Source organism: Streptomyces sp. NBC_01463 (assembly GCA_036227345.1).
GTDB lineage: Bacteria > Actinomycetota > Actinomycetes > Streptomycetales > Streptomycetaceae > Streptomyces.
The window spans coordinates 4,030,836-4,057,436 of the sequence record CP109468.1; the positions used below are offsets into that span (position 1 = coordinate 4,030,836).

At 70.9% G+C, this 26,601-nt stretch carries 23 protein-coding genes; 8 read left to right on the top strand and 15 right to left on the bottom strand.

Annotated features, from left to right (window positions below; translation table 11 throughout):
* Positions 1–24 precede the first annotated feature (24 nt).
* The 5 genes from OG521_17815 to OG521_17835 all read right to left on the bottom strand — a co-directional run bounded on the left by OG521_17815 (position 25) and on the right by OG521_17835 (position 4,049).
* On the bottom strand, positions 25–822 hold the full coding sequence (locus OG521_17815) for an alpha/beta fold hydrolase (protein WUW22549.1): 798 nt from the start codon (positions 820–822) through the stop codon (positions 25–27).
* Positions 823–1,027: 205 nt separating this feature from the next.
* Positions 1,028–1,834 (bottom strand): AfsR/SARP family transcriptional regulator, encoded by an 807-nt coding sequence (locus OG521_17820; protein ID WUW22550.1) that lies wholly within the window; start codon positions 1,832–1,834, stop codon positions 1,028–1,030.
* 153 nt (positions 1,835–1,987) lie between these two features.
* Positions 1,988–2,872 carry an EamA family transporter gene (locus OG521_17825; protein ID WUW22551.1) on the bottom strand — a complete coding sequence of 295 codons (885 nt, stop codon included), beginning with the start codon at positions 2,870–2,872 and terminating at the stop codon, positions 1,988–1,990.
* 43 nt (positions 2,873–2,915) lie between these two features.
* The gene (locus OG521_17830) at positions 2,916–3,731 is read right to left on the bottom strand and encodes an inositol monophosphatase family protein (GenBank protein WUW22552.1); all 816 of its coding nucleotides are present in this window, start codon (positions 3,729–3,731) and stop codon (positions 2,916–2,918) included.
* Between the two features lie 54 nt (positions 3,732–3,785).
* Positions 3,786–4,049 carry a hypothetical protein gene (locus tag OG521_17835; GenBank protein ID WUW26951.1) on the bottom strand — a complete coding sequence of 88 codons (264 nt, stop codon included), beginning with the start codon at positions 4,047–4,049 and terminating at the stop codon, positions 3,786–3,788.
* Between the two features lie 268 nt (positions 4,050–4,317).
* Between OG521_17835 and OG521_17840 the strand changes: the two genes are divergently transcribed.
* Positions 4,318–4,674 (top strand): hypothetical protein, encoded by a 357-nt coding sequence (locus tag OG521_17840; GenBank protein WUW22553.1) that lies wholly within the window; start codon positions 4,318–4,320, stop codon positions 4,672–4,674.
* 81 nt (positions 4,675–4,755) lie between these two features.
* Here OG521_17840 and OG521_17845 read toward each other — a convergent pair whose 3' ends face one another.
* The 8 genes from OG521_17845 to OG521_17880 all read right to left on the bottom strand — a co-directional run bounded on the left by OG521_17845 (position 4,756) and on the right by OG521_17880 (position 17,078).
* Entirely contained in the window at positions 4,756–5,226 is a 471-nt protein-coding gene (locus OG521_17845) for a hypothetical protein (protein WUW22554.1), read from the bottom strand.
* Positions 5,227–5,421: 195 nt separating this feature from the next.
* A complete protein-coding gene (locus OG521_17850) occupies positions 5,422–7,815 on the bottom strand; it encodes an excinuclease ABC subunit UvrA (protein WUW22555.1) in 2,394 nt (797 codons plus the stop codon).
* 23 nt (positions 7,816–7,838) lie between these two features.
* Positions 7,839–8,249, bottom strand: coding sequence for a VOC family protein (locus OG521_17855; GenBank protein ID WUW22556.1), 411 nt, complete (start codon positions 8,247–8,249; stop codon positions 7,839–7,841).
* Positions 8,250–8,259: 10 nt separating this feature from the next.
* Positions 8,260–8,712: a helix-turn-helix transcriptional regulator gene (locus tag OG521_17860; GenBank protein ID WUW22557.1), complete on the bottom strand. Its 453-nt coding sequence runs from the start codon at positions 8,710–8,712 to the stop codon at positions 8,260–8,262.
* 79 nt (positions 8,713–8,791) lie between these two features.
* Positions 8,792–9,184, bottom strand: a complete 393-nt coding sequence (locus tag OG521_17865; GenBank protein ID WUW22558.1) for a VOC family protein — start codon at positions 9,182–9,184, stop codon at positions 8,792–8,794.
* A gap of 160 nt (positions 9,185–9,344) precedes the next feature.
* A complete protein-coding gene (locus OG521_17870) occupies positions 9,345–12,284 on the bottom strand; it encodes a hypothetical protein (protein WUW22559.1) in 2,940 nt (979 codons plus the stop codon).
* Complete coding sequence (locus OG521_17875; GenBank protein ID WUW22560.1) at positions 12,284–14,854, bottom strand: S8 family serine peptidase; 2,571 nt, start codon at positions 14,852–14,854, stop codon at positions 12,284–12,286. The genes OG521_17870 and OG521_17875 overlap by 1 nt, the downstream gene beginning before the upstream one ends.
* A gap of 157 nt (positions 14,855–15,011) precedes the next feature.
* The gene (locus OG521_17880) at positions 15,012–17,078 is read right to left on the bottom strand and encodes a right-handed parallel beta-helix repeat-containing protein (protein ID WUW22561.1); all 2,067 of its coding nucleotides are present in this window, start codon (positions 17,076–17,078) and stop codon (positions 15,012–15,014) included.
* Positions 17,079–17,380: 302 nt separating this feature from the next.
* On the opposite strand from OG521_17880, the gene OG521_17885 reads away from it, so the two are divergent.
* The gene (locus OG521_17885) at positions 17,381–17,695 is read left to right on the top strand and encodes a hypothetical protein (protein ID WUW22562.1); all 315 of its coding nucleotides are present in this window, start codon (positions 17,381–17,383) and stop codon (positions 17,693–17,695) included.
* Between the two features lies 1 nt (position 17,696).
* A complete protein-coding gene (locus OG521_17890; GenBank protein WUW22563.1) occupies positions 17,697–22,052 on the top strand; it encodes a tetratricopeptide repeat protein in 4,356 nt (1,451 codons plus the stop codon).
* Between the two features lie 18 nt (positions 22,053–22,070).
* On the opposite strand, the gene OG521_17895 is transcribed toward OG521_17890, so the two are convergent.
* The gene (locus OG521_17895; GenBank protein ID WUW22564.1) at positions 22,071–22,313 is read right to left on the bottom strand and encodes a hypothetical protein; all 243 of its coding nucleotides are present in this window, start codon (positions 22,311–22,313) and stop codon (positions 22,071–22,073) included.
* On the bottom strand, positions 22,303–22,545 hold the full coding sequence (locus OG521_17900; protein ID WUW22565.1) for a hypothetical protein: 243 nt from the start codon (positions 22,543–22,545) through the stop codon (positions 22,303–22,305). The genes OG521_17895 and OG521_17900 overlap by 11 nt, the downstream gene beginning before the upstream one ends.
* 113 nt (positions 22,546–22,658) lie before the next feature.
* Here OG521_17900 and OG521_17905 point away from each other — a divergent pair, with 113 nt between their 5' ends.
* From OG521_17905 to OG521_17925, 5 genes are all read left to right on the top strand, one after another.
* Positions 22,659–23,501 (top strand): helix-turn-helix domain-containing protein, encoded by an 843-nt coding sequence (locus OG521_17905; protein ID WUW22566.1) that lies wholly within the window; start codon positions 22,659–22,661, stop codon positions 23,499–23,501.
* Positions 23,482–23,757 (top strand): DUF397 domain-containing protein, encoded by a 276-nt coding sequence (locus OG521_17910; protein ID WUW22567.1) that lies wholly within the window; start codon positions 23,482–23,484, stop codon positions 23,755–23,757. Before OG521_17905 ends, OG521_17910 begins: the two co-directional genes overlap by 20 nt.
* Before the next feature lie 77 nt (positions 23,758–23,834).
* The gene (locus OG521_17915; protein WUW22568.1) at positions 23,835–24,410 is read left to right on the top strand and encodes an RNA polymerase sigma factor; all 576 of its coding nucleotides are present in this window, start codon (positions 23,835–23,837) and stop codon (positions 24,408–24,410) included.
* Positions 24,407–25,468, top strand: coding sequence for a CU044_5270 family protein (locus OG521_17920; protein WUW22569.1), 1,062 nt, complete (start codon positions 24,407–24,409; stop codon positions 25,466–25,468). The genes OG521_17915 and OG521_17920 overlap by 4 nt, the downstream gene beginning before the upstream one ends.
* Before the next feature lie 289 nt (positions 25,469–25,757).
* Entirely contained in the window at positions 25,758–26,573 is an 816-nt protein-coding gene (locus OG521_17925) for a hypothetical protein (GenBank protein ID WUW22570.1), read from the top strand.
* Positions 26,574–26,601 lie beyond the last annotated feature (28 nt).

The window sequence follows — 26,601 nt, forward strand, 5'->3', positions numbered from 1 at the left end:
GTCTCTCCACTCCTGAGCGGCGGTTCAGACCGGCAGCGGGCCCGCGAGTGCCGGGGCATGGGCGTAGCGGCGGAGCAGGACGGCGAGTTCGCGCAGGAACGTGTCCTCGTGGGCGCGGATGAAGAAGTGCCCGCCGGGCATCTCCCGCACCTCGCAGCCGCGCCCGGCGTGCCGCCGCCAGGCCACCACCTCGGGCACCGACACCAGCCGGTCCCTGGCCCCGATGAACAGGTGCAGCGGGATTCTCAGCGGTTCGGCGGCCGCGGCCACCGGGGAGGTGCACAGCAGCAGGTCGTCACGGGCGACGGGCAGCAGCGCCGCCAGGAACTCCGGGTGGTTCAGAATCACCCGCGGTATCCCGCCCAGCGCCGCAAGGCCGGCCACCAGCTCCTCGTCGCTCGCTCCCGGGTCAGCGATCCTGGGCGCGGGCAGATGGGGTGCGCGGTAGGAGCTGAGCACGAGCGCGAGCGGGAGGGTGGCACCGCGCTGCTGGCGGCGGTGGGCCAGGCCGTAGGCGATGAGCGCACCCATGCTGTGGCCGTACAGCACGTACGGGTGCTCCAGCTCCTCGTCGAGCTGCTCGTCCATGTCGTCGATGAGCGCGTCGAGGTCGGTGAACCTGCGCTCGTTCATCCGGCCCTCACGGCCGGGCAGTTGCACCGGCATCACCCGCGTACCGGCTCCGTGCTCGTCGAGGCCGCGCTGCCAGCGCCGGTACGCCGATGCTCCGCCGCCCGCGTACGGGAAGCAGAGCAGCCGCACACCGGCTCCGGTCGGGTCGGCCGTCGGTATCTGGGGCGTCTGGGACAGGTATTGCGTCATTCTGCTCCGCCTCGGGTTCGTCCGGCGACTGTGTGCCGGCCGGGCCCGGCCGCACGGCGCGGCCGACTGCGGCCGTCCGGGCGGGCCGCGCCCGCCCGGCCCTGGCGGACAGGCACGGGCGGTGCGCCCGCCTGCCCGGCGGCACACCCCTCGGCCAACGGTGGAGCGGGTCCCGGCCGACACGCGCCAAGAGTGCGGCCCGCCGCTAAAAGACGGCCAAATCGTAGGCGGGCGAGGCGAGGGAGGGATCGTCGGCGAGAATGGCGTGATGCAGTCGCTGGAGCCGCTGCGAGGGCTCGATGCCGATCTCCCTCACGAACGAGGCGCGCAGCTTCCGGAAGACCTCCAGGGCCTGCCAGGACCGCCCGCAGCGGTAGAGCGTCAGGATCAGCTGGGCGTGCAGGTTCTCCTGGAGCGGGTAGCGGGTGGTGAGCACGGTGAGTTCACTGACCAGTTCCGCGTGGCGGCCCAGCCGCAGGTCCGCCGCGATCCGGCTCTCCAGCGCACCGCGGCGCACCTCGTCGAGGCGCCGCACCTCGGTCTCGAGCACCGGCCCGGTCCGGACGTCCGCCAGGGCGGGGCCGCGCCACACGGTCAGCGCCTGCACCAGGATGCGTGCGGCGTCGGCGACCTCGTCCTCGGCCAGCGCCCGCTGCCCGCGCAGGGCGAGCCGCTCGAACTCGCGGGCGTCCACGTCGACGTCCGCCTCGGGCGGGTCCAGGATGTAGCCGGTGTGGCTGCGGACGAGGACGTCCTTCCCGTCGGGGCCGCCGACCGGTTCGTACGCCGCGGAGAGTCCTCGCCGCAACTGCTTCACGTAGGTCTGCACCACACCCGAGGGCCGCCCCGGAGGATCGCCGTCCCACAGCTCCTCCGCCATGGCGGCCATGCTCACATGACGCCCGAGGTTGGCCGCCAGCAACGCCAGCACCTGCCGCGGTTTCGCCGCGCTGGGCACCACGGACGTGCCGTTGACCGTCACGACCAGCGGTCCGAGGACTCCGATCACCATCGCCCCTGCTCCCTCCGCTTGCTCCATCCATGACGGTCGCACGTGAGGACCGCGCCCGGACAGGGACGGGTGCACGCACCGGCCGTGAGATCAAGGGGGCACGGTGCATGAGATCTTCATGTCCGGAGACCGGTGAGCACCGCCCCGCCCTGCTCAGCGGCCGGAGGGAACCCGCGCGGCGGGCCGCTCTCCCGTCCGGACCGTGACGAGGGCGATCCCCCCGCAGCACACCGCCAGCAGCAGGATCTCGGCCACCGAGGGCGCGGGTGCGGTCCCCAGGGCCCAGTCGCCGAGGCGGACGGTGAAGGGGACGGCCAGTTGCACGGCGGCCGTGAAGACCGGGCCGCGGAGCAGGATCAGCCGGTGCTGCACGAGGTAGGCGGGGGCGTAGACCGCCGCTCCCAGCAGCACGATGCCCCCTGTCGCGGCGAGGGTCGGCGGGTGCGCGATCAGGGCGGGCAGCGACATCGGGAGCAGCAGACAGGTGGCGGCAGCGAGGAGCACCGGCAGCACGGCGAGCGGCGGCAGCCGGGACAGCCGCGCCCGGTACAGGAACCCGTACACCGCGAAGGCGGTCGTCGCGGCCGCCACCAGCAGCAGCCCCACCCCGTCCAGGTCCCCCGCGTCCGCGCCCAGCGCCGCGTATCCGGCGGCCGCCGCGCAGGCCAGGAGCGCGCCGGCGGCCTTGCGCGGTCCCGGCCGCTCGCCGAAGAACAGCGCGCCGACCGCGACCGAGGCGCACGGCATCAGCGCGACCACGAGGTTGGTGAGCGAGGTGCCGATGCGCGGGATGGCCAGGAGCGTGCCGGCCGCGTACCCGGCGAAGCCGAGCAGCCCCAGCAGCCACACCGTCCCCGGCCGCGCCACCGCCTGCCGCAGACCGGCCCGTCCGCTCGCGGACGAGGCGGCGGCGACGGTCAGGACCAGACAGCACACGGCGGTACGGCCCACCGCCACGGTCAGCGGCTCGGTGCCGGTGACCAGGGCGCCGGAGAGCAGCCAGGTGCCTGCGAGGAGCAGCACGAGGACGGCCGGCATCAGTGGACCTGCCTGGCGGCGGCGCCGGACGGGGTGGCAGGCCTCAACGGGCGGCCCGTGCCTGGTTCATGACCATCCCCAGCAGCGCGTCGTGCGTCTGCCGGTCGGCGGCCGCGATCAGGCCGCCCGCTCCGGTGTACGGCGGCCGGCCGTGGAGGTCGGTCACCACACAGCCGGCGGCCTCGCACAGGGCGATGCCGGCGGTGAAGTGCACGCTGTCGCGCAGGTCCCCGTCGGTGACGTACGCGGCCCTGCGGCCGGCGGCGACCCAGGCCACGGCCAGTGTGGTGGAGACGACGCGCGGCCGGAACCGCTCGGCGAACTCCGGGGCGGCGAGCAGCTCCACCGCCCGGAAGGCGGGGGCGTTGGGGAACTTCGGGTCGAGGTTGACGTCGACCAGGCAGGAGGCGGGCGAGGGGGACAGCTCCTGGTCCGCGCCGTCCTTCCGGACCCGGGCGCGGGTGCCGTCGGTCCAGAACACCTCGCCGCTGAACGGGTCGGCCGAGGCGCCCGCGGTCGTCGCGGAACCCACCCGCAGCGCGACGTTCACCGCGACCAGCATGTTCTGCACGGCGTAGTTCAGCGTTCCGCACAGGGGGTCGACCAGCCATCTGCGCTCCGCGCCGTCCGCGCCGGTGTGTCCGCTCTCCTCGCCCGTCACGGCGTCAGCGGGCCGGGCCTTCCGCAGCACGTCGAGGACGGTCTCCTCGGCGGCGAGGTCCGCGGCCGTCGCGAAGTCACCGCCGGTCTTCTCCACGCGGTGCAGCGATGCCCCGTACATGTCGCGGACCACCGCCGCACCCGCCTGTGCTGCCCTCAGGGCCAGTTGCGCATCGGACTCCGTGCTCGCGCTCGTCATGCGGGCAGGCTATCCGGGGCTCTTCCCGGCTCGGTCCCGGGCCGCCTCGCACCCTCATCTCGGCAGCTGCCCCTCGCGGTTGATCTCCGTGACCCGTGCCCGCAGGACCAGGCCGGGCGGGGCCGGCCGGACGGAGTCGGGCGGACAGTCCCACTCCGCGCCCCCTCCGGGCGGCCGCAGCTGCACATAGGGGCCGACCCGCCCCATCACCCGCCCCACCCGGCCGTCCCGCACGTCGACGGCGAACGCCCCACGCTCCGGTACGGGCAGGGACATCTCCGGACCACCGGCTCCGCCGCTGCCGCCCTCACCTGTCATGGCCGGCCGCCTTTCCGCAACGCGTCCTGTTCCGCTCCCTCATCTTCATGATCCATTCCTTCCACGCTGCGTAACCGAAATGCCTACTCAGCGTGCCTATTCTTCCGCCGGTCGCGAGGCGGCGCCGGTCCGGCAGCCGCACGCGTTGCGGCCGGACCGCGCATCCCCTCATTCGCGTATCGGACTGCGAGACGAATCGTCCCAGTCCTCAAGACCATTGATACGGTCCCGTACGCCCGGCCAGGTCACCGAGAGGAAGGTGCGGCACATGCCGAAGACCGTGATCCATGTGTTCCACGACGACGACGCCTCCATCACCACGGGAACCCGCGTGGCTCAGCGCATCCAGGAGGTCGCCGCCGAGCACGGCACCACCGTCGAGGTCCTGTGCTTCGGTCCGGCCCAGCGCCTCCTCGCCGATCCGGCCGCCTCCGGGGCGAGCGCGGTCTTCAACCGGCAGGTCGACGAGCTGATAGCCGGCGGCGTCGCCGTGGGCGCCTGCGTCAACGCGGCCCGGGCCGACGGGACCGAGGACGCGCTCGCCGGGCGCGGGCTGCGCCTGCGGGTGGCGCGGGACGAGTTCCTGCGCTTCACCCTCGAAGGCGCCACCGTCATCTCCTTCTGACGGCCGCGGAACACGAGAACCCGACAGGGCCGGGTCCCGGGCCCCTGCGCCCCGGACCCGGCCCCGGCCGGACGGCAGGTCCTAGCCGACCCGGGTGAACGTCCACTCGGGCGCGCCGCGGCCCGCCAGCGTCGCCCGGCCATCGGCCGGGGTGAGCGTGCCCAGGGACGGGATCTCGGTGAGGCGGAGGGCGACCGGGGCGCCGTCCTCGTCCGGGCCGGTGATCGTCCACTGGTCCGGCGAGGAGCCGCACGGGCTCAGGAAGACCGGGGGCGGGGAGATCTTCAGCGGCGACAGGCCGAGGCAGTGGGACTCCTCCCGGCCGCTGGCCAGCTGCACCGAGCCGTACGGCAGGTTGCGCAGCTGCCAGACCGCGTCGTTGCCGCAGGGGCCGAGCTGACCGCCCAGGAGGCCCTCGTTGGTCAGCAGACAGGCGCCGGTGCGCGCGTCCTGGATGAAGTAGGAGCCGTTGTCGGCGGCCTGGGACGGGGTGGCGAGCGCCATGACCGCTGCGACGGACGCGGCGAGGGAAAGGACCGGACGGATGCGCACGGGACTCCTCGTACGGATGTGGGGGAGGGGGTTCGGGCCGGACGGCCCGCCCACCCACCAAGATCACAAACATTCGGGGTCCCGCCCCGCCAACACCACACGATCGGCCGGGGCGTACTCGCAGCAGGCAGGCGCACTGCGGCCGCCCCGTGCGCCCCGGGCGGCCGCCGTCCCGCGGCCGTCCGGGGCGTTCCGTCAGCCGCCGACGTACGCCGCGAGATGCTCGCCCGTGAGGGTGGAGCGGGCCTCGACGAGGTCCGCGGGCGTCCCCTCGAAGACGACCTTGCCGCCGTCGTGACCGGCACCGGGACCGAGGTCGATGATCCAGTCGGCGTGCGCCATCACGGCCTGGTGGTGCTCGACGACGATGACGGACTTGCCGGAGTCGACGAGCCGGTCGAGCAGGCCGAGCAGTTGCTCGACGTCGGCGAGGTGGAGGCCGGTGGTCGGTTCGTCGAGGATGTAGACACCGCCCTTGTCGCCCATGTGGGTGGCCAGCTTGAGACGTTGGCGTTCGCCGCCGGAGAGCGTGGTCAGCGGCTGGCCGAGGCTCAGGTAGCCGAGGCCGACGTCGGCGAGCCGCTCCAGGATGCGGTGCGCGGCCGGCAGATGCGCATCGCCCGCGCCGAAGAACTCCTCCGCCTCGGCCACCGACATCGCGAGCACCTCGCTGATGTCGCGGCCGCCGAGGTGGTAGTCCAGCACCGACGCCTGGTACCGCTTGCCCTCGCAGTCCTCGCAGGGGGTGGCGACCCCCGCCATCATCGCCAGGTCCATGAAGATGACACCGGCACCGTTGCAGGTGGGACAGGCACCCTCGGAGTTGGCGCTGAACAGCGCCGGCTTCACGCCGTTCTCCTTGGCGAACGCCTTGCGGATCGGCTCCAGCAGACCGGTGTACGTCGCCGGGTTGCTGCGCCGCGAGCCGCGGATCGGGCTCTGGTCGACCGACACGACGCCCTCCCCCGCCGGGATCGAGCCGTGCACGAGGGAGCTCTTGCCGGAGCCGGCGACCCCGGTGACGACGACGAGCACCCCGAGCGGCACGTCGACGTCGACCTTGCGCAGGTTGTTCGCCGTCGCGCCGCGGATCTCCAGTGCCCCGGTCGCCTCGCGCACCGAATCCTTGACGGCCGCCCGGTCGTCGAAGTGCCGGCCCGTGATCGTGTCACCGGCCCGCAGCCCCTCGACCGTGCCCTCGAAGCAGACGGTGCCGCCGCCCGAACCGGCCCCGGGACCGAGGTCGACGACATGGTCGGCGATCACGATGGTCTCCGGCTTGTGCTCGACGACGAGCACCGTGTTGCCCTTGTCCCGCAGCCGCAGGAGCAGCTTGTTCATCCGCTCGATGTCGTGCGGGTGCAGTCCGATGGTGGGCTCGTCGAAGACGTACGTGACATCGGTGAGCGAGGAGCCGAGGTGGCGGATCATCTTGACGCGCTGCGCCTCGCCGCCGGACAGCGTGCCCGCGGGCCGGTCCAGCGAGAGGTAGCCGAGGCCGATCTCCACGAACGAGTCGAGGGTCTGCTGCAGCGCGTCGAGCAGCGGCGCCACCGAAGGCTCCTTGATGCCGCGCACCCACTCGGCCAGGTCCCTGATCTCCATCGTGCAGGCGTCCGCGATGCTGATCCGCTTGATCTTCGAGGACCGGGCACCCTCGCTGAGCCGGGTGCCGTCGCACTCGGGGCAGGTGGTGAAGGTGACCGCCCGCTCCACGAACGCCCGGATGTGCGGCTGCATCGCCTCCTTGTCCTTGGACAGGAACGACTTCTGGATCTTGGGGATCAGCCCCTCGTAGGTGAGGTTGACGCCGTTGACCTTGACCTTGACCGCCTCTCCGTAGAGGAAGTCCCGCAGCTCCTTCTTGGTGTACTTGCGGATCGGCTTGTCCGGGTCGACGAAACCGGACTGGGCGTAGACCTGCACGGTCCACTGGCTGTCGGACTTCCAGCCGGGGATGGTGAACGCGCCTTCGGCGAGCGACTTGGTGTCGTCGTAGAGCTGGCTGAGGTCGATGTCGGAGACCGAGCCCCGGCCCTCGCAGCGCACGCACATCCCGCCGGTGCGCTGGAAGGACGCCTTCTGCGCCTTGGTCCTGTCCCCGCGCTCGACCGTGATCGCGCCGCTCGCCCGGACCGAGGCGGTGTTGAAGGAGTACGCGCTGGGCGGGCCGATGTGCGGCTTGCCGAGCCGGCTGAACAGGATGCGCAGCATCGCGTGGGCGTCGGTCGCGGTGCCGACCGTGGAGCGGGGGTCGGATCCCATCCGCTGCTGGTCGACGCTGATCGCGGTGGTCAGCCCTTCGAGCACGTCGACCTCGGGCCGCGCCAGCGAGGGCATGAAGCCCTGCACGAAGGCGCTGTACGTCTCGTTGATCAGCCGCTGCGACTCCGCGGCGATCGTGCCGAAGACGAGGGAGCTCTTGCCGGAGCCGGAGACACCCGTGAAGACCGTCAGCCGGCGCTTGGGGATGTCGACGCTGACGTCCTTGAGGTTGTTCACGCGCGCGCCGTGCACCCGGATCAGATCGTGGCTGTCGCCCACGTGCGGCGCGGACGCCGGCGTGTCCGCCCTCTTGGCCCTGGTCATCCTGTCTCCCTCTGTTCTCCGGGTCAGCGCTGTTCCTGGACGCGGATCAGGTTGCCCGCGGGGTCGCGGACGGCGAAGTCACGCACGCCGTACGGCTGCTCGGTCGGCTCCTGGACGATCTCGGAGGTGCCGGCCTGCACCTTCTCGAAGGTGGCGTCGAGGTCGTCCGTGGTCAGCAGGACGCGCGCGAACGTGCCCTTGGCCATCATGGCGACGACGGTGGCGCGCTCCTCGTCGGTGACGGACGGATCGGCGTACGGCGGTTCCAGGACAAGGGACGTGCCGGGCTGCCCGGCCGGGCCGACCGTGATCCAGCGCATCGCGCCCTGGCCGACGTCGCCCCGGACCTCGAAGCCCAGGACGTCGCGGTAGAACGCGACCGAGGCGTCCGGATCGTCGTGCGGAAGGAAGGCGGAGTGAATGGTGAAGTTCATGTCCGCCACGCTAATCCGGCTTCCTGACCGGCGCTTCTCGATTCCTGATCGGTCGTGTCACCTGCTTCTCCAGGCACGAGGGCACCCCCGCCCCGGTCTGCTCCGCCTCCTGCGCCTGGCGCCGGTAGACGCTGGGAGACACCCCGACCAGCTCGGTGAAGCGGGTGCTGAAGGTCCCCAGCGAGGAGCAGCCGACCTCGAAGCAGATGTCGGTGACGCTGAGGTCGCCGCGGCGCAGCAGGGCCATCGCCCGCTCGATGCGCCGGGTCATGAGGTAGCCGTACGGGGGCTCGCCGTAGGCGCGCCGGAACTCGCGGCTGAGATGCCCGGCCGACATGTGCACGCCGCGGGCGAGCGCCTCGACGTCCAGCGGCTGCGCGTACTCCCTGTCGATGCGGTCGCGGACGCGGCGGAGCCGTGCGAGGTCGCTCAGGTGCTGTGCAGGGTCGGTTCTGCTGGTCACCCGTGAAGCGTGCCACGGCGGGCGGCGGAATGCTCCGCGTTGCCGCAAGACACCCCTGCCGCCCCGCGCCCGCCCCCGGTCAGGCGTCCTTGTCGTGCACGATCTGGATCAGGTTGCCGCAGGTGTCGTCCAGGACCGCGATGGTGACCGGTCCCATCTCCAGGGGCTCCTGGGTGAAGCGCACCCCGAGCCTGCTCAGCCGCTCGAACTCCGCCGGCACGTCGTCCACGGCGAAGGCGGTGGCCGGGATGCCGTCCTTGACCAGTGCCTGCTTGTACGGCTTCACCGCGGGGTGGCCGTCGGGCTCCAGCAGGAGTTCCGTTCCGTCGGGGGCCTCCGGCGAGACCACGGTCAGCCACCGGTCCGTGCCGATGGGGACCTCGGTCTTCTTCACGAAGCCCAGCACCTCCGTGTAGAAGCGCAGGGCCTTGTCCTGGTCGTCGACGAAGACACTGGACAGGTGGATCCTCATGGCGTGCTCCCGGTGCGTGGTTCGGATCGTTCCGGATGACGGAGCCTGTCGGCGGCTCCCATTCTCACGCAGGGCCACGGGCGGGGCCCGGCCGACACCCGTGAGAACGCCGCAGGCCCCCGAGTCGTGGACTCGGGGGCCTGCGGCGGTCCGGAACCGGTCAGGCCGGGTCGATCGTCGCCACGATCGTCTGACGCATCGCGGAGAAGGGGCTGGAGTAGCCGCCGCCCTCCAGCGCCGTCGTACGGTCCATGCCGTACTCGTCGAAGTTGAGCGAGACGATCTCGTCGACGCCGTCACCGTTCAGGTCGGTGACGAGGATCTCGTCACCGGCGATCGCGGAGACGTCGGCCACGCTGGACGGGTAGTCGTCCCCCGCGGTGAGGATCGAGGGGTCGTACGTGCCGGCACCACCGATCTGGCCCGAGACGATGATGCGCTTGCCGCCGGGACCGTTCGCGAAGGCGGCCGTGTGCGAGTCCGCGATCGTGAGCACCCGGGAGTCCTGGCCGTTCGGCCCGAAGGTGCGCATCGACACCCTGCTGACCATGGTCAGTCCGTCGGGACCGGTCAGCCAGTTGCCGAGGCCCCACGGGCCGCCACCGGTGGCTTCGTGGAGCAGTTCGCCCGTGCGGCCGTCCCGGATCTGCGTCATGGTCGTCAGGTCACCCGTGGCGTCCCTGGTGAACGCGGTGAAGACGACCGCGTGCCCGTCCGCGTACGGAATGCCCGCCGAGGCGAACGTACCGGCCCGCAAGGGCGCGCCGTAGAGGACGCCGTCCGTCGCCGATCCCGTCTTCGGGGTGACCGCCCAGTCGAGGGCTCCGGTCTTCGCGCGCAGGGCGACCCCGCCGACCACGCCGGGCTGCATGGAGCCCGTGTCGCCGGTGTGCGAGGCGTACTGGGCGTAGACGTGGCCGTCCGCGACCGAGACGTCCGCGAAGACGACGTCACCGGCGGACGCCGGGGCGCCGTACTCCCACAGCTTCTTGCCGTTGCCGTTGTAGACGCGCACCTTGTCGGTGGCGACGATGATCTCGGCCCTGCCGTCGCCGTTGACGTCGGCGGCCTGCACCGTACGGACGAACTGGCCCTTGCCGTCGATCGTGGTGAGGACCTTGCCCGTACGGGAGTCCAGCACCGCGGCCGCGGAGTCGGCGGCGACGATCGTCTCGTCCCGCTTGTCACCGTTGACGTCGGCCTTCACGAGCGCGTGCACCTGGCCGGGCACGGTCGCCGCCCACAGCTGCTTCGGCTTCCCCGACACCGTCGAGGGGCCGTCGTAGGCGAAGACGCCGTTGGACACACCGCCGACGATCAGGTCCTGCTTCTTGTCGCCGGTGATGTCCGTGGCCACCGCCGAGTTGACCGCGGCCCGGAGCGGGACGAGGTCCTTCTGCTTGCCGTCGCCCAGGCCGTAGGTCCGGATGTTCTCGTTGGTGTCGACCGTGCGGAGGAGCCAGCTGCCGCCCTTGCGGAACGGCTGCGCCCACATCTGCGAGGTGACCAGGCCGCGCTGCTCCCAGCGCACCGAGCCGTCCTTGCCGGACAGGACAGCGAGGCGGCCGTAGCGGCTCCCGCCGCGGTTGGCGGCGCTCTCGTAACCGGCGTCGTCCTTGTACGAGGCGACGACCTTGCCGTCGACGACCTGCAGGCCCCAGGCGCCGCCGCCGTCATGGCTGTTGGTCGCGTCGCGCTTGACCGTGCGCGACCACAGCTCGCTGCCGTCGTCGCCGTTGACGGCGCGCACCGTGTTGGAGTTGATGAACTGCCCGTTGTCCAGCGTGGACTCGCTGACCGTGTACTCCGGCCGGGAGTTGCCCTGGATGTCACCGATCACCAGGTCGATCGGCAGTGCGTTGATGCGGCGGTCGACGGTGGTGCGGGTGCCGTCGGACAGCTTGTACGAGGCGAGCTCGTAGACGATGCCCTCGTTCGGGTCGGACTGCTCCAGCGCGACGATGCTCTTGCGGGCCGCGTCGTAGTGCAGCTGGCGCGAGTAGAGCCGGTTGGTCTGCTCCCACTTGACGCTGCCGTCCTTGGTGTCGAACACCAGGGTGTGGCCGGACGGGTCGGCGGTGGCGCTCAGCTTCCGCTGGTCCCACGAAGCGGCGACCAGGCCGTCGCCCAGCGGCTCCAGGCTGGCCCAGCCGGCACCGGTGAACATGCCGGTGTCGTACGTCCAGGTCGTGGCGGGTGTGAGCGCGCCGTCGGCGTACGAGAAGCGGATGCCGCTCAGCGTCGCCTTGGAGTCGGCCGGTGCGTTGAGGTTGAACGTCGGCGAGTCGGCGACGACCAGGGTCTTGCCGACCAGCTTGATGTTGTAGACGCCGGTGTAGAGCTTGCTCCACAGCGTCTTGCCGCTCGCACCGTCCAGGACCGTCACGAACGTGCCCGTGGGCAGCTTCGATCCGGGGGCGGTGAACGGGCGGTACGGGTAGGCGCCGACACTCGCGGTGAAGACCACGTCGTCCACACCGTCACCGGTCAGGTCCCCGGTGGTGTAGCCGTTGTCGGAGGCCATGGTGAAGGGGCTGACCGCGTTGTATCCCATGACGATGCGCGCCGGGTAGGGCTCGGTCTGCCACGGACGGGCGTTCGTGATCTTCCAGTCGGTGTACAGCGAGGCGTTGTCGCGCCGCCACACCTCCTTGCCGTCGGCGGTACGGCGCTGGACGGGGCCGAGCGCGTCCAGCGCGAAGTAGTCACCGTTCGCACCGGCCACCGGGGCGGTCGCGACCATGCCGTAGTCGCCCTCCACGGACGACTTCTTGGTGACCTTCCAGGTGCCGGCCGCGTCTGCGGTGGCGCCGTCGAGCGACGAGCCGCTGCCGCCCGTCGTGCCGGTGGACGGTGCCGTGGCCGCGTCCTCGCGTGCACCGATGTGCTGCGGGTCGTACGCGCCCTGCCCTTCGGCGTCGCCGTAAGGGTTGAGCTGGGCGCGTGCGGTGAGGTCGGCGGTCTGGCTGTCCGTGAGGGTCAGCAGGCCGCTGCTGTCGCCGGCGTCGGCGGCGAGGGCGGCCGGTGCGGCGCTGAGCGCCAGTCCGGCGGCCACCAGGGCGGAGGCGAGGCGGAGGCCTCTTCGATTGATGTTCCTCATCACGCGCCCTTCGGGGAGAAGCGGATCGCGGAGGCGTCCTTGAGGACGGACTCGTTGAAGGAGTACTGGAGGGCGTCCGTACCGGCCTGGTTCTCGACGCCGATGGTCGCCGATGAGCCCTTCTGCGACGCCTTGGTGCCGATCCCCTTGTACTGGAGGGTGATCGCGCCGGTCGCCTCGTCGAAGACGGCCTCGAAGCTGATCCGGACCGAGGTGTCGGAGACCAGGGCGGCGTTGTTCCAGACGATCGCGAAGGTGCGGTGGCCCGTGCTGCCGGTGGTGGTGGTCTGGACGCTGGACTTCTTGTCGAGCGTCAGGTCGTCCCAGAACGCGGCGACGGCGCCGTTGGGCTGCTCGGCGGCGGGCAGCGCGGTGTTCTCGTAGTCGCCGAGCCGCGGCGACAGGAAGTTCACCAGGCCGTTGGTGGTGATGTTGGCGCTGGTGTACGCGACTCCGTAGTAGTTCACGGGGAACGGCAGGGCGACGGCCTTGGCGTTCTCGTCGCCGCTCAGGGCGACCTTCGTCTTCCCGGTGACCCAGTCGTACGCGGCGGGCGCGCAGGAGTACGTGCCGGCGGCGTCGGTGCGCGGCGGCAGCGAGGCCTTGACGGTCTCGTTCCCGTCGACGGTGAGCGCGCCGGACCAGTCGCCGTTGCACAGCACCGGGGCGGCGGGCGTCACGGCCAGGTGGAAGGAGCCCTCCGCGACGGACGGGAAGGCGTACGAACCGTCGGCGCCGGTGGTGACCGCGTCGAGCGGGGCGTCGGCGAACCGCACCGAGGCGCCCTTGAGCGGCTTGCCCGTGACGTCGAGGACCGTGCCGGAGACGGTGTGGTGGGCGACCGCGTCGAGCGCGGAGTCCAGGGTCGCGCTCTCGCCGACGGCGACCGTCATCGAGTCGGTGTGGGAGGCGAAGCCGTAGCCGCTCGTGGTGACCGCGTACGTGCCGGCGGGCAGGTGCAGCTGGAAGGTGCCGTCCGCGACGGTCGTGACCACCCGGGTGATGTCGCCGCTCGCAGCGGTGACGGTCGCGGCCACGGCCTTGCCGGTGGCCCGGTCGGTCACGGTGCCCGTGATGGTGCCCGCGGTGTGCGGGGCGGCGTCGACGGAGGCCAGGATGTCCAGCTTGCCGCTGCCCCAGACGTTGTTCATCGCGGCGGTGCCGCCGCAGTGGGTGTCGTCGACGTCGGCGGAACCCTGGTCGAGCAGCGCGCGGGTCTCGTCGATCTTGCCGATCAGCGAGGGGGCCGCGGACCACAGGAGGGCGACGGCGCCCGCGACGTGCGGGGTGGCCATCGACGTACCGGAGATCGAGTTGTAGCTGTTGCCCGGCCACGTGGAGCGCACGTTCACGCCCGGTGCGGAGATGTTCGGCTTCATCGAGCCGTCGAAGACGGACGGTCCGAAGCCGGAGAAGTCGGCGATCTTCCCGGCGACGTCATAGGCGCCCACGCCGTAGGAGTCGGCCTGCGAGCCCGGCGCGTGGCCGGTCGAGCAGGTCGCGCCGTCGCCGTCGTTGCCCGAGGCGAAGGCCTCGAAGATCCCGGCCGCGTTCCACGCCTTCACGATGTCCTGGTAGAAGTTCGTGTCACCGCCGCCCCAGGAGTTGTTGACGATGTCGGGCGCCAGCTCGGGCTTCGGGTTCTGCCCGTTGTGGTCGGTCGGCGCGAGGATCCACTGCCCGGCCGCGAGCAGCGAGGAGTCGGAGCACTCCCGGGCCTCGCAGCCCTTGGCGGCTATCCACTTGGCACCGGGGGCGACGCCCACGCCGTCCTGGCCGACCATGGTGCCCATGGTGTGGGTGCCGTGGCCGTTGTTGTCGCAGGGGGCCCCGTCGGTGCACTGACCGGTCGGGTCGAACCAGTTGTAGTCGTGGCTGAAGGTGCCGTCGCCCTGGTTGCCCCGGTAGTTCCCCACCAGTGCCGGGTGGTCGTACTGCACACCCGAGTCGACGTTCGCGATGACGATCCCGTCACCGCGGTCCTCGTACTGGTCCCAGACCTGGTCGGCCTTGATGTCCTTGACGCCCCACTCCGGGGTGACCTCGGTGGCACCGGAGTCCGCGTCGGTCTTCGTGCCCGGCGTCGTGGACGACTCCAGGTCGTCGAGCGCGTAGCGCTGCTCCTTGACGATGCTCGCCACGTCGGACCGCTTCGCCAGCTCGTCGACGAGCTTCTGGTCACCCGTGACCTTGACGGCGTTGTTGATCCAGAACGACTCGTGTCCGACCTTCTTCTTGTCGAGGAAGGAGGCCAGGGACTTCTGCGAGGTGCCGGCCTCGGCCCGCAGCGCGGAGAAGGCCGACTTGGCCTTGTCCTTGTGCGCGCGCTTGCCCTGGGCGGCGGTCAGGTCGGCCCGCTGCTTCATGACGACGAAGAAGGTCGACTCCTTCCCCTTGCCGACGGCGGCACGGAGAGCGGAGTCGACCTTGGCGGAGGGTGCGGGGGTCGCGGTGGATCCGGATCCGGTGGCGGCGGTCGCGGACGGCGCCGCGCCGAGTACGGCCAGGGCCGTGAACGCGGTCGCCGCCCATGCGACGCCGCGGCGCCGGGGGCTTCTGGGTGGGTACATGAAGGGGGCTCCTACCGGGGAGAGGGGCGCGTCAACCCGGCCGGACCTCCGGAGACCGGGGGCGGCGCCGCAAGCTCGGCCAGGTTGGTGCGAGAACCTATGAGGAGCCCGTTACTGAGGAATTACTGGGACCACCGCACGCACGTCACCGCGCGCGTCACCACGCCCCCGGTGCGGGCGGCGGGACGACGTCGGGGCGGTCGTTGCAGGTGATGGTGTTCGGCAGCAGCCAGGGCGCGAGCCAGCCGCCGTCGTTGCCGCCCAGGTCCGTCAGGGAGAACTCCGAACCGGTGGCGGGGAAGTTGAACGAGCCGCAGTTGTTCACGCCGACCGCGCCCACGTTCCGCGCGTCCACGTTCTCGAAGGTGGCGCCGCCCGCCGCCCGGGCGCTCAGCACGGAGGTGCCGGTGCCGTCGACCTTGATGTCCTTGAAGTGGACGCCCTTGATGACGTACTGGTCCTTCACCGCCCAGTCGGAGACCAGCATGATCGCGTTGTAGGTGCTGTCGAGGAAGCTGTTGCCGGTGACCCGGATGTCGGCGTCGATGCTCTTGTCGAGCGCGAAGATCCACAGGGCGCCGAGGCCGATGTTCCAGTTCAGTTCGTACGTACCGGCGCGGACCGTCGTGTTGCCCGTGAGGTTCAGCTTCCCGGCGAACGGCTCGGCGCCGAAGCGGGAGCCGACGTGCAGGGCGCTGCCCTCGCGGATCGGGTCGGCGACGAGGTTGTCCGAGACGGTGTTGTCGGTGCCCCCGTAGATCGCTATGCCGTTGGCGAGGACCGGGGTCTGGACGGTGTTGTGGTCGAAGGTGTTGCGGGCGTTCGCCGTCTTCTCGGACCACATCGCGAGGCCGTCGTCGCCGGAGTTGCGCACGAAGGTGTTCGAGACCCGTGAATCGGTCACGCCCGTGTGGAAGTTGATGGCGTCGGCGATCTGGTCGACGATGATGCTGTCGCTGATCCGCAGGTTCTTCAGCGGCCCGTCGAACCACATGCCGACCTTGGTGTGGCTGATGTGCAGGCCCTCGATCGTCGAGTCGCTCAGCGCGCCGCCGATGCCGTTGACCTGGTCGGTGTCGACGCGTTCCCGTACGTCGCCCTCGATGGCGAAGCCGGAGAGGTGGACGTTGCGGCTGCCGCCGTCCGCCGCGTCCTTGCCGTAGAAGCCGACGCCGGTGTGGACGGAGCCGTCGGCGGCGGGCTCGTCGAGCGCCACCTCGCGGCCCTTGATCTTCGTGTACCAGTTGCCCGCGCCGGTGATCGTGACGTCGTCGACGACGATGTGCCGGTCGACGCGGTACGTGCCCGGCGGGATGTACACCTTGAGGTGGGTGCGCCTGGCGAAGGCGATCGCCTTGTCGATCGCGCCTGCCGCGTCCCGCCGGCCGGTCGGATCGGCGCCGAACGCGAGGACGTTGGCGGCGAGCAGCTCGACGTGCGGAAGGCCCACGAGCTCCGAGTCCAGCAGGTCGACCGTCGTCGACGCGGCCCGGCTGCCCGCCGGGACGGTGAGCCGTACGGTGTCGCCGGCCCGATAGGTCCGGCCGAGCAGGAGCCGCTGCTCGTCGTAGAAGTGGCTGGGCCGGAACGGCTTCCCGATGACCGGGGAGGGGGTCGTGGCCGCGGGCACGCAGGAGCACTCGGTGATCCACCAGTCGGGGTGGAGCAGTCCGGCGCCCGGGTCGTTCGAGAACGGGTACTGGTTGTACAGCCAGGAGTACTGCGAGGTCAGCGTCATCGTGGAGCGCTTCTTGCCGTTCACCGCGACATCGAGCGGTGCGGTGATGCCGCCACCGCCCGGGGCGTCCGGAATGCTGTAGCGCACGGTGATCGCGTTGGCGGACGCGGGCAGCGTGAACTCCACATGCTGCCCTGGTGCGAGCGAGACCGCCTTGCGTCCGGACGCCTCCGCCGGAAGCGTGTAGGCGGTGCGGTCCGGGCCGATGACCGTGCCGTCGGTGACCGCGTTCTCGGCCTCCTGCTCGGCGAAGGCCACCTTCGCGCCCCTCCCCGCGACCAGCGCGGGATCGAGGGCGGCCCGGGTGACGGCGGGCGCCGCCGCGGAGGGCGCCGGTGCGGAGGCGGGGCGGGCGCCCGCGGGCGTACCGGCCAGCACGCCGAGGCCGACGGCGGCCGCGGTCATCGAGGCAACCGCGGCCGCACACAGGGCTGACCGGCGCGGTCTTCGTGACCTCGCACCGACAACCGTGATCTTCCGTGACATCGCAGGCCCGTTTCTCTGAGGAGGGGTGAACGACCGGGACGTCCGGTGGGGCGGCCGCCGGGAAGGTGAGGCGACAGTAGGACTCGCGGGTCCCGCCCCACAAGACTCCTGCAAGGAGATTTCTCACCCTTGACGTGTAACTGCGTTGTCTCATCAGGTTTTTGCGTGACCGGACGGCATCGTTGCAGGATCCCAGCCTTGGGCGAAGGGCGGTACCGAGGCCGTCACCGGCGCTCCGCGGCGGCGGGGAACGGCCTGTTGCCGCCCACAACCGACGGTGTTGTCTCCGGTACGATCCCGTCATGTCTGACGGACTTCGGTTGAGTGAGGTATTGGCGAGCCTTCGCAGGGAACTCGCAGCCGCTCACCACCAACGCGATCCACTCATACCCTTAGAGGTAAAGGAGATCGAGGTTGAACTCACGGTCGAAGTGGCCAGACAAACCGCGGGCGAAGCGGGTGTCAGCTGGCTCGTGGTCGCAAAAGGAAGTAAGAATTCCGCGTCGACGACCTCTCATAAACTGACGCTCACCCTGGGCCCGGGATTCGTCGATTTCAACGGCAACCGGGGCGAGCTTCTGGTCACGCCCTCGGTGACCGTCCGGGACGACGACTGAGATGGCCGAGAACCTCGCCGCACGGGTGGCCAAGATCAGATTCGACGCGGCCGACGGCCGGGTGTTCCTCGGCAGCGGATTCCTGCTCGCCCGCGGCCTCGTCCTGACCGCCCAGCACGTCGTGACGAAGGCGTCCGAGCACGCCGGCGGCCGTGTCACCCCCGGGCAGTTCACGGTCAGGCTGGAGGGCGCCACGTCGGCGGCGGCCGTCACGGAGATCGTTCCGCTGGAGGCCGACGGCCTCGACGCCGCACTGCTCATGGTCCCGGACCTGGACGAGCCCAGGGGCACCGCCACCCGCGGAGGCACTCATCGCGGCGTCCAGGCGCTGGAGAACTGCCGGATCATCGGATACCCGGTCGCGGGCATCGAATCCGGCTCCACGTCGCCCAGGCCGACCGTCGTGCGGGTGAACCTCGCCCCCGTGGTCGGCGACGACGGCACAACGATCGCGATTCAGGTCATCGACCCGGTGCCGCGGGCCGACGAGGACTGGGGCGGCATCTCGGGCGCGGGCGTGATCGGCCCGGGCGGGCATCTGCTGGGCATCGTGACCAGCGTCCCCACCCAGTGGAACGGCCGCCTGCGCGGCGTCTCGATCGCCGCGGTCCTGTCGGCGGTACGGCGGCGAGCGGTGAGCGCACTCGAACCGCTGCGGAGCTTTCCGCTCGTCGATCTGTCGGCGCGGCCGTCGGTCTTCGGCACCGACGGCTGGTCCGGTGCCCCGCCGCGGCCCCCCGACGCGAGCCTCTTCGCCTTCGTGAACTACCGTTTCCGCCAGGTCGAGTTCGTCAACGACGGCCAGAGCGGCACGGTGCTCGACAGCATCGTCGACTGGGCGAACGATCTGCCGTCGAGACCGGACATCAGGATCGGACGGCTGACCGGCCCGGCCGGGGTGGGCAAGTCCAGGATCGCCGCCGAGGCCTGCCGAATACTCAGCCGTGACCCGCGGACGATGTGGCAGGCGGGATTCGCCGACTACGAAAAGCTCTCCGGCACGCACACCTTCGCCACGCCGCATTTCATCGTCTTCGACTACGCCGAGCACCAGCACGAACTGCTGGGCACGTTCATCGAGAACCTCTACAAGCAGGCGATCGACGCCGGCCACCTCGGCGCCTCGATCCGGCTCCTCGTCATCACCCGCGGCGAGGAGGCGTGGCCGGGACAACTCCGGACCCGCGATGTCGATCTCCCTTCGCTGCTCACCGGCTCCTTCGCCCTGACCACCCAGGCGTTCGACGAGCAGGAGGCCCGCGAACGGCATGCGGAGGCCGCGTACCGCTCCTTCAGCGAGGCCGTCGGCGGACCGGACACCCCGCGGGATCTGCCGGCCGCGGAGATCCGGCGGATCGCCGCATACGACCGGCCGCTGCTGGTCCACATCGCCGCCCTGCTGGCGGCCTCCGGCCGGGCGGTGCCCATCTCCGCCGCCGACGACTCGGCGCGTCTGCTCCTTGACACCGTCATCGACGTCGAGGTCGACCGGCTGACCAGGTCGAGCACGGCGCACAAGGACGGTGCGCGCGCGCTGGCGGACCGCGGCCGGGCGAAGCAGGCGCTCTGCGTCATGACGCTCACGGGTCCGGCCGTGCAGGATCTCGTGGAACTGCTCGCATCGACACCCGCGTTCGAGGGCGAGCCGGAGCGGTCCCGCACGGACGTCGCCAACGCGCTGCACCGGCGCTACCCGGCCGCGGCCGTCGCGGGCGGAGCCCCGGGCGCCCTGCTCGCACCGATCGAACCGGATCTGATCGCCTCCCATCTGCTCGCGACGACGGAGGGCCGGGCCGCTCTCGTCGAGCGACTCGTCGTTTCACGCGCGGTCGCGGCGCACCCGGCGTATCTCGCGCGCCTGCTGAACACCCTGGCGCTCGCCGCGGACGACTACCCGGAGATCAGTGACGATCTCAGAACCCACCTGGGGCAGTCCCTCGCTCAGCTCGTCGGCAGTGCCGACGCCTCGCAGTCGCTCTCGGAACTGCTCCAGGCGCACCTGCGGCGCCTGGTGGACGTCGCCGTGGAACTCGCCGGGCGGCAGGACCTGACGGCGGCACGGCAGCTGACCACCGCACTCGGCCTGCCCTACCTGACCGGGGTGGACGTCATCAACGAGGCCGCGTACCACGCCCATTACACCGTTCCGTACCCGCACGCCGCGCTCGACGGGCTCGGGGCCGCGCTCGCGGCCCGGGGTGTGGTGTACCGCGCCGCCTCGGGTGAACCCGAGAACGTGTACTCCGTCTACCTGAACTACGGCGCCCGCCTGGGCGGTCTCGGCGAGGCGACCAGGGCGCTGGACGCCGTCAGGCGCGGGATCGGCTACGTCGAGGACGCGGTCGCGACCGGCCGGCGGGACCAGCGGGAGACACTGGCGGTCGCACTGCACGGTCTGGCCCGCGCTCTCGCGGACGCCGGCGAACACGACGAAGCCCTGCGCACGGCCGAACGCGCGGTGGAATGCCTGACGGAGCTCGCCGCCGAGGACCGTGGGAAGAACCTCCACTTCCTGTCACTCGCGCGGGGCCAGTACAGCGGTGAGCTGCGCAGGGCGAAGCGCGATGCCGACGCGCTCAGGGTGTCCCGCCAGGCCTTCCAGGGCTACGAGGAGCTGGCTCACTGGGGCTACAAGTCGTACAAGGCCCATCTGCCGTACATGACTCAGATCACGGCATTGCTCGCCGAGGCTCTCGCCGCCGTCAATGAGCCGGGCGAGTCCCTCATGCTGCACCAGTACAGCGCCTATCTCGCCGAGGAACTCGTGGAGCAGGACGGCGCCGCCTTCCGCCCCGAACTTGCGGCCCGGACCCGCGGACTCGCCACGAGCTACTACGTCCTCGGCAGAACGGACGACGCGGTCGCCGCGAGCTCCAGGACCGTCGAGGTCTACGAGAAGCTCGTCGAGGACGGCGAGGAGCGGTATCTCGTCCCTCTCCTGAAGGAGTACGAAAGGGCGATCAGGTTTCGCTGCACGGCGGGACAGGACCTCGAAACGGCCCTGCGGATCTGCAACCACGGGCGGGCCGTCGCCGAGGACCTGGAGAAGACCCGCCAGGACTTCGTGGGGGACCTCGGCTTCAGGCTCCGGATGGCCGACACCGATCTCGGCCTCAAGTACACCCAGGCGATCAATCAGACGATCGAGATCCTGATCGAACAGGCCCAGGGGCGCCTGTACCGGGACCCCGACTGGCGGACAGCGCCGCCGGTCATGCTCGACGGCACCTCCGTGGATCCGGCGACGCTCGCCGGCCTTGAGGACCTCAAGGACAGCATGGAGCCGGGCGCCGAGATCCGCGTCTACACCGACAACCGACTGCTTCCGCCGCGTCTCGAAGAACTCGTGCGGTTCATCCGCTCGGAGCCGGCGATCGGGATGCTCGCGGATCCGTCGAACGAGAGACTCGCGGCCTGTCTCCGGGCCCTGCCCAGCGTCGCGGAGGCCCTCCAGGCCGAGGTCATCGACAACGCGGGCCAGAAGCAGCTGCGCGAATTCCTCGCGGACCACGCATACCTGTCGAGCCTGGACCCGGACGAGCAGGCGCACTGGGGAAGCTTCAAACTGGCCGTGGGCGCCCTCGGCATGCTCAGCGGGTCGGCCGTGCGGCTCGGAGCGGATTCCGAGACCTTCCGTGCCGTCGTCCCCGGAATCCTCCGCTACACGTATCTGGCCGGTGACCATCTGGCCGGACTCACCGCCGGATGGTTCGTCAAAAGCGTGTGGGACGACGTCCGGGAACCCGACGACCCGGACTCCATGGCGCTGGACGACCGGTTCGCCGGGACCGTGTTCGCCTCCGGTGATCACGGGCGCGCCCTGGCCCTCTGGAAGGACGTGGTCCACCGGCGCGAACAGGTGCTGGGGCCGGATCATCAGCGCACCATTGTCACCGTCGGCAACCTCGCCGCCTGCCTGATCACGTTCGGCAAGGACGAGTTCGACCAGGCGGAGGCCCTCTACGAATCGGCCACCGAACGGGGCGACCGGGTCCTGGGGCCGGATCACCCCGACGTCCTGCGACTGCGGGGCAACCAGGCCGGGCTGTTCTTCAGACGCGGGCGGTACGACGAGGCGCTGCTGCGGCAGCAGGACCTGTTGCGCAGGTACAAGAACAACCTCGGCGCCGACCACCAGGACGCACTCAGCGTCGCGGACTCCCTGGCCCTCACCTTGCGGGCGCTCAAGCGGTACGCGCAGGCGGAGGTTCTGGCGGAGGTCACCCTGGAGCGGGCGCAACGAATATTCGGGGTGGGTGATCCGCGAACGCGGCAGTACGAGGAGCGCCTCGAACGGATCAATGACCCGATCGAAGGCGAAGAGGCGGGCGAGGAGGGGGAGGACGAGGCGGTCTGAGCACCGCCGACCGCCCCCTCACCGGGGCAGCTGCCCCTCCCGGTTCACCTCCGTCACCCGCGCCCGCAGTACGAGCCCCGGCGGGGCCGGCCGGACGGCCCCGGGCGGGCAGTCCCACTCCGCCCCGCCCCCGGGCGGCCGCAGCTGCACATACGGCCCGACCCGCCCCATCACACGGCCCACCCGCCCGTCCCGCACATCGACCGCGAACGACCCGGGCTCCGGCGTGCACGCCTCCAGCCCACCGCCCTCAGCCGTCATGACCCGCCCCCTTCTCCTCCAGCGCCTGCGACAGCCGCAACGCCGTGTCGAGGTTGCAGCGCCCGAGGTCGAGGAGTCCGACCGGATCGTCGCCCGCGAACGAGACCGGGTCGATCCGCAGCGAGGGCAGCACCACGCCGATCCCCGCGAACCCTCCCCGCAACCGCGCCACCAGCTCCTCCGCCTCCCGCACCCTGCCCGCCGCCACCCTGCGCCGCTCCGTAGTCGTCATGATCGATTCCTTCCACTCTGAGTAGTTCCCACGCATACCCAGCGTGTCCAATCCGTCGTTAGCCTGGAAGAGGTGCAGTTCCAACAACCGCACGTGTGTCACAGGGAGTTGTCATGCCTGGTCCCCGAAAGCTCGACCCTTCCTCCTCCCCGCGCGCCCTCCTCGGCGCCGAACTCCGCCACCGAAGAGAGGACGCGGGCCTCTCACAGGCGGACCTCGGCTCGCCGCTCTTCGTCAGCGGCTCGTTCATCGGCCTGCTGGAGTCCGGGGTGCGGCGGATGCAGATGGACCAGGCGGAGAAGTTCGATGAGTTGCTGGGGGCGGACGGGTTCTTCGCGCGGAACTGCGCGGCGCTGAAGTCGTCGAAGTATCCGGACCACTTCGCGGAAGCGGCGGAAGCAGAGGCGCGGGCCACGACGATCAAGGAGTACGCCCCTCAGCTCATCCCGGGGCTACTCCAGTCGGAAGCCTACGCGCGGGCAGTGTTCCGCGAGTACCAGCCGACGGCGGTCGAAAGCGCCATCGACGAATTGGTGGCGGCCCGGCTGGAGCGCGCACAACTGCTCGCCGATCCAACACAGCCAATGTTGTGGGCGGTTCTGGACGAGGCGGTCCTTCGACGGACGGTTGGCGGACCTGAAGTGATGGCGGACGCCCTTCGCCACATCGCCAGCCTCGCTCGGCAACGTCGAATCATCGTGCAGGTCCTCCCCTTCTCCGCAGGCGGCCATGCCGCAATGGGAGGAGGCCTGAAGCTCATGGCGTTCTCGGACGCGCCTCCGCTCGCCTATCTGGACGGGCTTGGATCGGGACAACTCCTGGACGACCCAAGCACGGTACGCACGTACGAACTGACCTACGATCTGGTGGTGGCCAGCGCGATCTCACCGGCAGCGTCCCTGGCCTTGATCGAGTCGGTGGCGGAGGATTACGACCATGAAGCTCAGCGGTTCTGACCACGACCTGTCCACGGCTACCTGGCACAAGTCCTCGCACAGCGGCGCAAGCGGCGGGGACTGTGTCGAGATGGCCACGTGGCGCAAGTCCACATACAGCGACGGCAGTGGCGGCAACTGCCTCGAAGTCCTCGACGGCGTCCCCGCGATCGTCCCCGTCCGCGACTCCAAGGCGACCGACGGCCCCGCGCTGGTGTTCCGCGCGGCGGCCTGGTCCACGTTCGTCGCCGGACTGAAGCGGTCAGCAGCTCTCTGACCTGCGAGAAGTAACGGTTCACGGTCCCCGCGCCAATTGGTAGGTGACAGACTGCCGATCCGCACTGGAGGTCCCGCGTGCCGATACCCACGCACGAACCCGGCCGGAGACCGACCCCGTTCGGCGAGGTGTACGAGGCGCACTTCGATGCCGTCCTCGGCTTCGTCACCCGCAGGACCGCCGACCGGGACGTGGCCGCCGACCTCACCGCCGACGTCTTCGTCGCCGCGCTGGAGGCCTACGCGGGCTACGACTCCGGGCGCGGTACGCATCTGGTGTGGCTCTACGGGATCGCCCGCAACACGGTGGCCTCCCATGCCCGCAAGTCGGCCCGGGAGCGGGAGGCGGTGGCCGCGCTGAGCGGCCGCCGCCTGCTGGACGAGCAGGATGTACAGCGCTTCGAGGAGCGCATCGACGCCGAGCGGGCGGCCCGGGAGCTGCTGGCCGCGCACGCCGTGCTGTCCGAGCCGCTGCGCGCGGTGATCGATCTGGTCGCCGTCGACGGCCTGACCACGAAGGAGGCCGCCAAGGTCCTCCGGATCTCCCAGGCGACGACCCGTGTCCGTCTGCACCGCGCCCGTGCCGCGTTGCGCGCAGGCCGCACCACCCCGCCCGATGCTCTCAGCACGCCACTTTCGGAGGTCACCCGATGAACACTCCGGTCGGATTCAAGCAGCGGCTGGGTGCGGAACTGGCCCTCCTGGAAGAGGCGCAGGCGGCCGATGAGACGTCCGGGCAGAACGTGCCGGTGACCGCCGGCCGTTTCTTCGCACGGCCGGGTGTCCGGCGGACCGCATGGGTGGGCCTGGCAGCGGGCACGGTTGCCGCCGCCGTCGTCGTCGCCACCTCGGGCGGCCAGGGGGTGCGGAACCGGTCGGTGGACGCGATGACGGTCGCCCAGGTCCTGGACGCCGCCGCGACCCACGCCGCGAAGGGCCCGGACAGGGAACCCGGTCTCCACCAGTGGGTCTACACCGACACGGTGGTCTGCTACGACGACTGCGGGCACCAGCCCCACTGGGTGCGGTACGACGGGGCAAGGGCCGCGTCGGTCGGAAAAACGTTCCGCACGGGCGACCGCACCGTCGTCTCCGTGAGCGACATCGCCGCGTCGATGGGCAGTGGGGTCGGGCACAAGCCTCAGGAGACCCGGGAGGTCCTGTCCCGGCTGCCCACCGACCCCCGCAAGCTCCTTGAACGGGTCAGTGACGACCCGTTCTTCGCAGGCGGAGTCGATCCGAGCGCTGTCCTCCCCTACAGTCCGGACAAGAGCTTCAACAGCGCGGGGGAAACCTCTCCGGCCGTCACCCCCGGGGCGCGGTTCGCCCGGATCGTCAACGTGCTCGAGGTCGCGTCGAACATCCCTCCCAGGATCAACGCCGCGCTCTACCGCGCGCTGGCGCTGATCCCCGGAACCGAGCTGCTCGCCAAACCCATGAAGGACGCGGCCGGGCGGCCGGGCACGGCCATCACGTTCGACTTCCACGACCGGGCCCGCACGCGCGCGTACCTGTTCCTGGACCCGGACACGTACGCCTACCGCGGCTCCCGCACCGACTGGCGAGGGGAAGGGAACTTCTCCGACGCCTCCGCCCACATGAAGACCGGCATCGTCGACCATCCGGGCCAGGTGCCCGGCGGCCCCGCTCCGGACCCCTCGGACGTGGTGGAGGAGGAGCCCACGCTCATCGTGCCGCTGAAGCCACGCTGAACCGCCCGGGGCTCAAGCCCCGAGATACGGGCGTTCTTTCAGCGGAATGGATGGCGGGACTGATTCCCACCCACCCTCCCTGCCTGCCGGGTTGACTTTTCGCGACCGACTTGCGACGGACGGTAGTCACGCTCTAGCGTCTGCCTGGACACGACGGCCCCCGCCGGTGCGCAAACACCGAGCAGGGGCCTGACCAGGATGATCGAACGGACCCGATCTCATGGCTGCCAGCCACTTTAGTGCTGCCCCTGTTCCCCCGCCCGGCCCCGCGCCCACACTCGACCACCCGATGGCGAACCCCGGATACGGCAAGCGTTCGGCACCCGGCCAAGGCCCCCGCACCGGAGCGGACTTCGCCCACCTCCTCCCGCGTGACGCCGCCGTCGCCACGTACCTCGACGGGCTGTGCGAGGGTGCCGACATCTCCGTGAAGACCCTCGCCAAGGTGCTGCCATACGGGCAGTGCGCGCTGCGGACCACGCTGAACCGGCTCCAGGAGGCCGGACATCTGCGCCGGGGCAGGGAGTGCGTCGCGACGGAGGAGGTGCTGCTCTGGGTGACGCGCACGTTCTTCTCCCGCACCGCGCGCGACGACCCGTGGTGGGCGGCGTACACGCGTGGTGACGTACCGCAGACGCCTCAACGGCCCACCCGCTCGCGGTCGTTCATCCTGCTGGCGGCACTCGGTAAGGCGTCCCCCGCGCTCCAGCTGTCCGCACGGGACTGCGCGAGGCTGGAACCGCAGGTCAGCGAGTGGTTCGAGCGGGGTGCGACCGAGGCCGAGATCGTGTCCGCACTGACTCAGGGGCTGCCGGTGCAGGTCTACAGCCCGGCCGCGTTCGTCGGCCGGAGGCTGCTCGACAAACTGCCGCCCGCGCGGATCGCCCCCGTGCGCGAGGTCGTCCTGCGGACCCTGGAGTGCGGCGAGTGCCGGGCGCCCGGCAGCCCGGAGGCGATGCGGGGCGGCGTCTGCGGGGCCTGCCGGGGCGCGTCGGGCGACGCTCCCCGAGGTCCGGCGGGCGCCGTGCCCGTGCAGGGTGTGCGGGCCAGGATGAGCGCGGTGCGGGCGGGGCTGGTCCCGCGAGCAGACCGCACCCGCGGGTGACACCCGGGGCGGGACCGCCGACGCCGGT

What these genes read in the sequence shown, in the direction of transcription:
- OG521_17815 (WUW22549.1), bottom strand. Translation starts at nt 822, where the DNA reads ATGACGCAATACCTGTCCCAGACGCCCCAGATACCGACGGCCGACCCG.
- OG521_17820 (WUW22550.1), bottom strand. Translation starts at nt 1,834, where the DNA reads ATGGTGATCGGAGTCCTCGGACCGCTGGTCGTGACGGTCAACGGCACG.
- OG521_17825 (WUW22551.1), bottom strand. Translation starts at nt 2,872, where the DNA reads ATGCCGGCCGTCCTCGTGCTGCTCCTCGCAGGCACCTGGCTGCTCTCC.
- OG521_17830 (WUW22552.1), bottom strand. Translation starts at nt 3,731, where the DNA reads ATGACGAGCGCGAGCACGGAGTCCGATGCGCAACTGGCCCTGAGGGCA.
- OG521_17835 (WUW26951.1), bottom strand. Translation starts at nt 4,049, where the DNA reads ATGACAGGTGAGGGCGGCAGCGGCGGAGCCGGTGGTCCGGAGATGTCC.
- OG521_17840 (WUW22553.1), top strand. Translation starts at nt 4,318, where the DNA reads ATGCCGAAGACCGTGATCCATGTGTTCCACGACGACGACGCCTCCATC.
- OG521_17850 (WUW22555.1), bottom strand. Translation starts at nt 7,815, where the DNA reads ATGACCAGGGCCAAGAGGGCGGACACGCCGGCGTCCGCGCCGCACGTG.
- OG521_17855 (WUW22556.1), bottom strand. Translation starts at nt 8,249, where the DNA reads ATGAACTTCACCATTCACTCCGCCTTCCTTCCGCACGACGATCCGGAC.
- OG521_17865 (WUW22558.1), bottom strand. Translation starts at nt 9,184, where the DNA reads ATGAGGATCCACCTGTCCAGTGTCTTCGTCGACGACCAGGACAAGGCC.
- OG521_17870 (WUW22559.1), bottom strand. Translation starts at nt 12,284, where the DNA reads ATGAGGAACATCAATCGAAGAGGCCTCCGCCTCGCCTCCGCCCTGGTG.
- OG521_17875 (WUW22560.1), bottom strand. Translation starts at nt 14,854, where the DNA reads ATGTACCCACCCAGAAGCCCCCGGCGCCGCGGCGTCGCATGGGCGGCG.
- OG521_17880 (WUW22561.1), bottom strand. Translation starts at nt 17,078, where the DNA reads ATGTCACGGAAGATCACGGTTGTCGGTGCGAGGTCACGAAGACCGCGC.
- OG521_17885 (WUW22562.1), top strand. Translation starts at nt 17,381, where the DNA reads ATGTCTGACGGACTTCGGTTGAGTGAGGTATTGGCGAGCCTTCGCAGG.
- OG521_17890 (WUW22563.1), top strand. Translation starts at nt 17,697, where the DNA reads ATGGCCGAGAACCTCGCCGCACGGGTGGCCAAGATCAGATTCGACGCG.
- OG521_17895 (WUW22564.1), bottom strand. Translation starts at nt 22,313, where the DNA reads ATGACGGCTGAGGGCGGTGGGCTGGAGGCGTGCACGCCGGAGCCCGGG.
- OG521_17900 (WUW22565.1), bottom strand. Translation starts at nt 22,545, where the DNA reads ATGACGACTACGGAGCGGCGCAGGGTGGCGGCGGGCAGGGTGCGGGAG.
- OG521_17905 (WUW22566.1), top strand. Translation starts at nt 22,659, where the DNA reads ATGCCTGGTCCCCGAAAGCTCGACCCTTCCTCCTCCCCGCGCGCCCTC.
- OG521_17910 (WUW22567.1), top strand. Translation starts at nt 23,482, where the DNA reads ATGAAGCTCAGCGGTTCTGACCACGACCTGTCCACGGCTACCTGGCAC.
- OG521_17920 (WUW22569.1), top strand. Translation starts at nt 24,407, where the DNA reads ATGAACACTCCGGTCGGATTCAAGCAGCGGCTGGGTGCGGAACTGGCC.
- OG521_17925 (WUW22570.1), top strand. Translation starts at nt 25,758, where the DNA reads ATGGCGAACCCCGGATACGGCAAGCGTTCGGCACCCGGCCAAGGCCCC.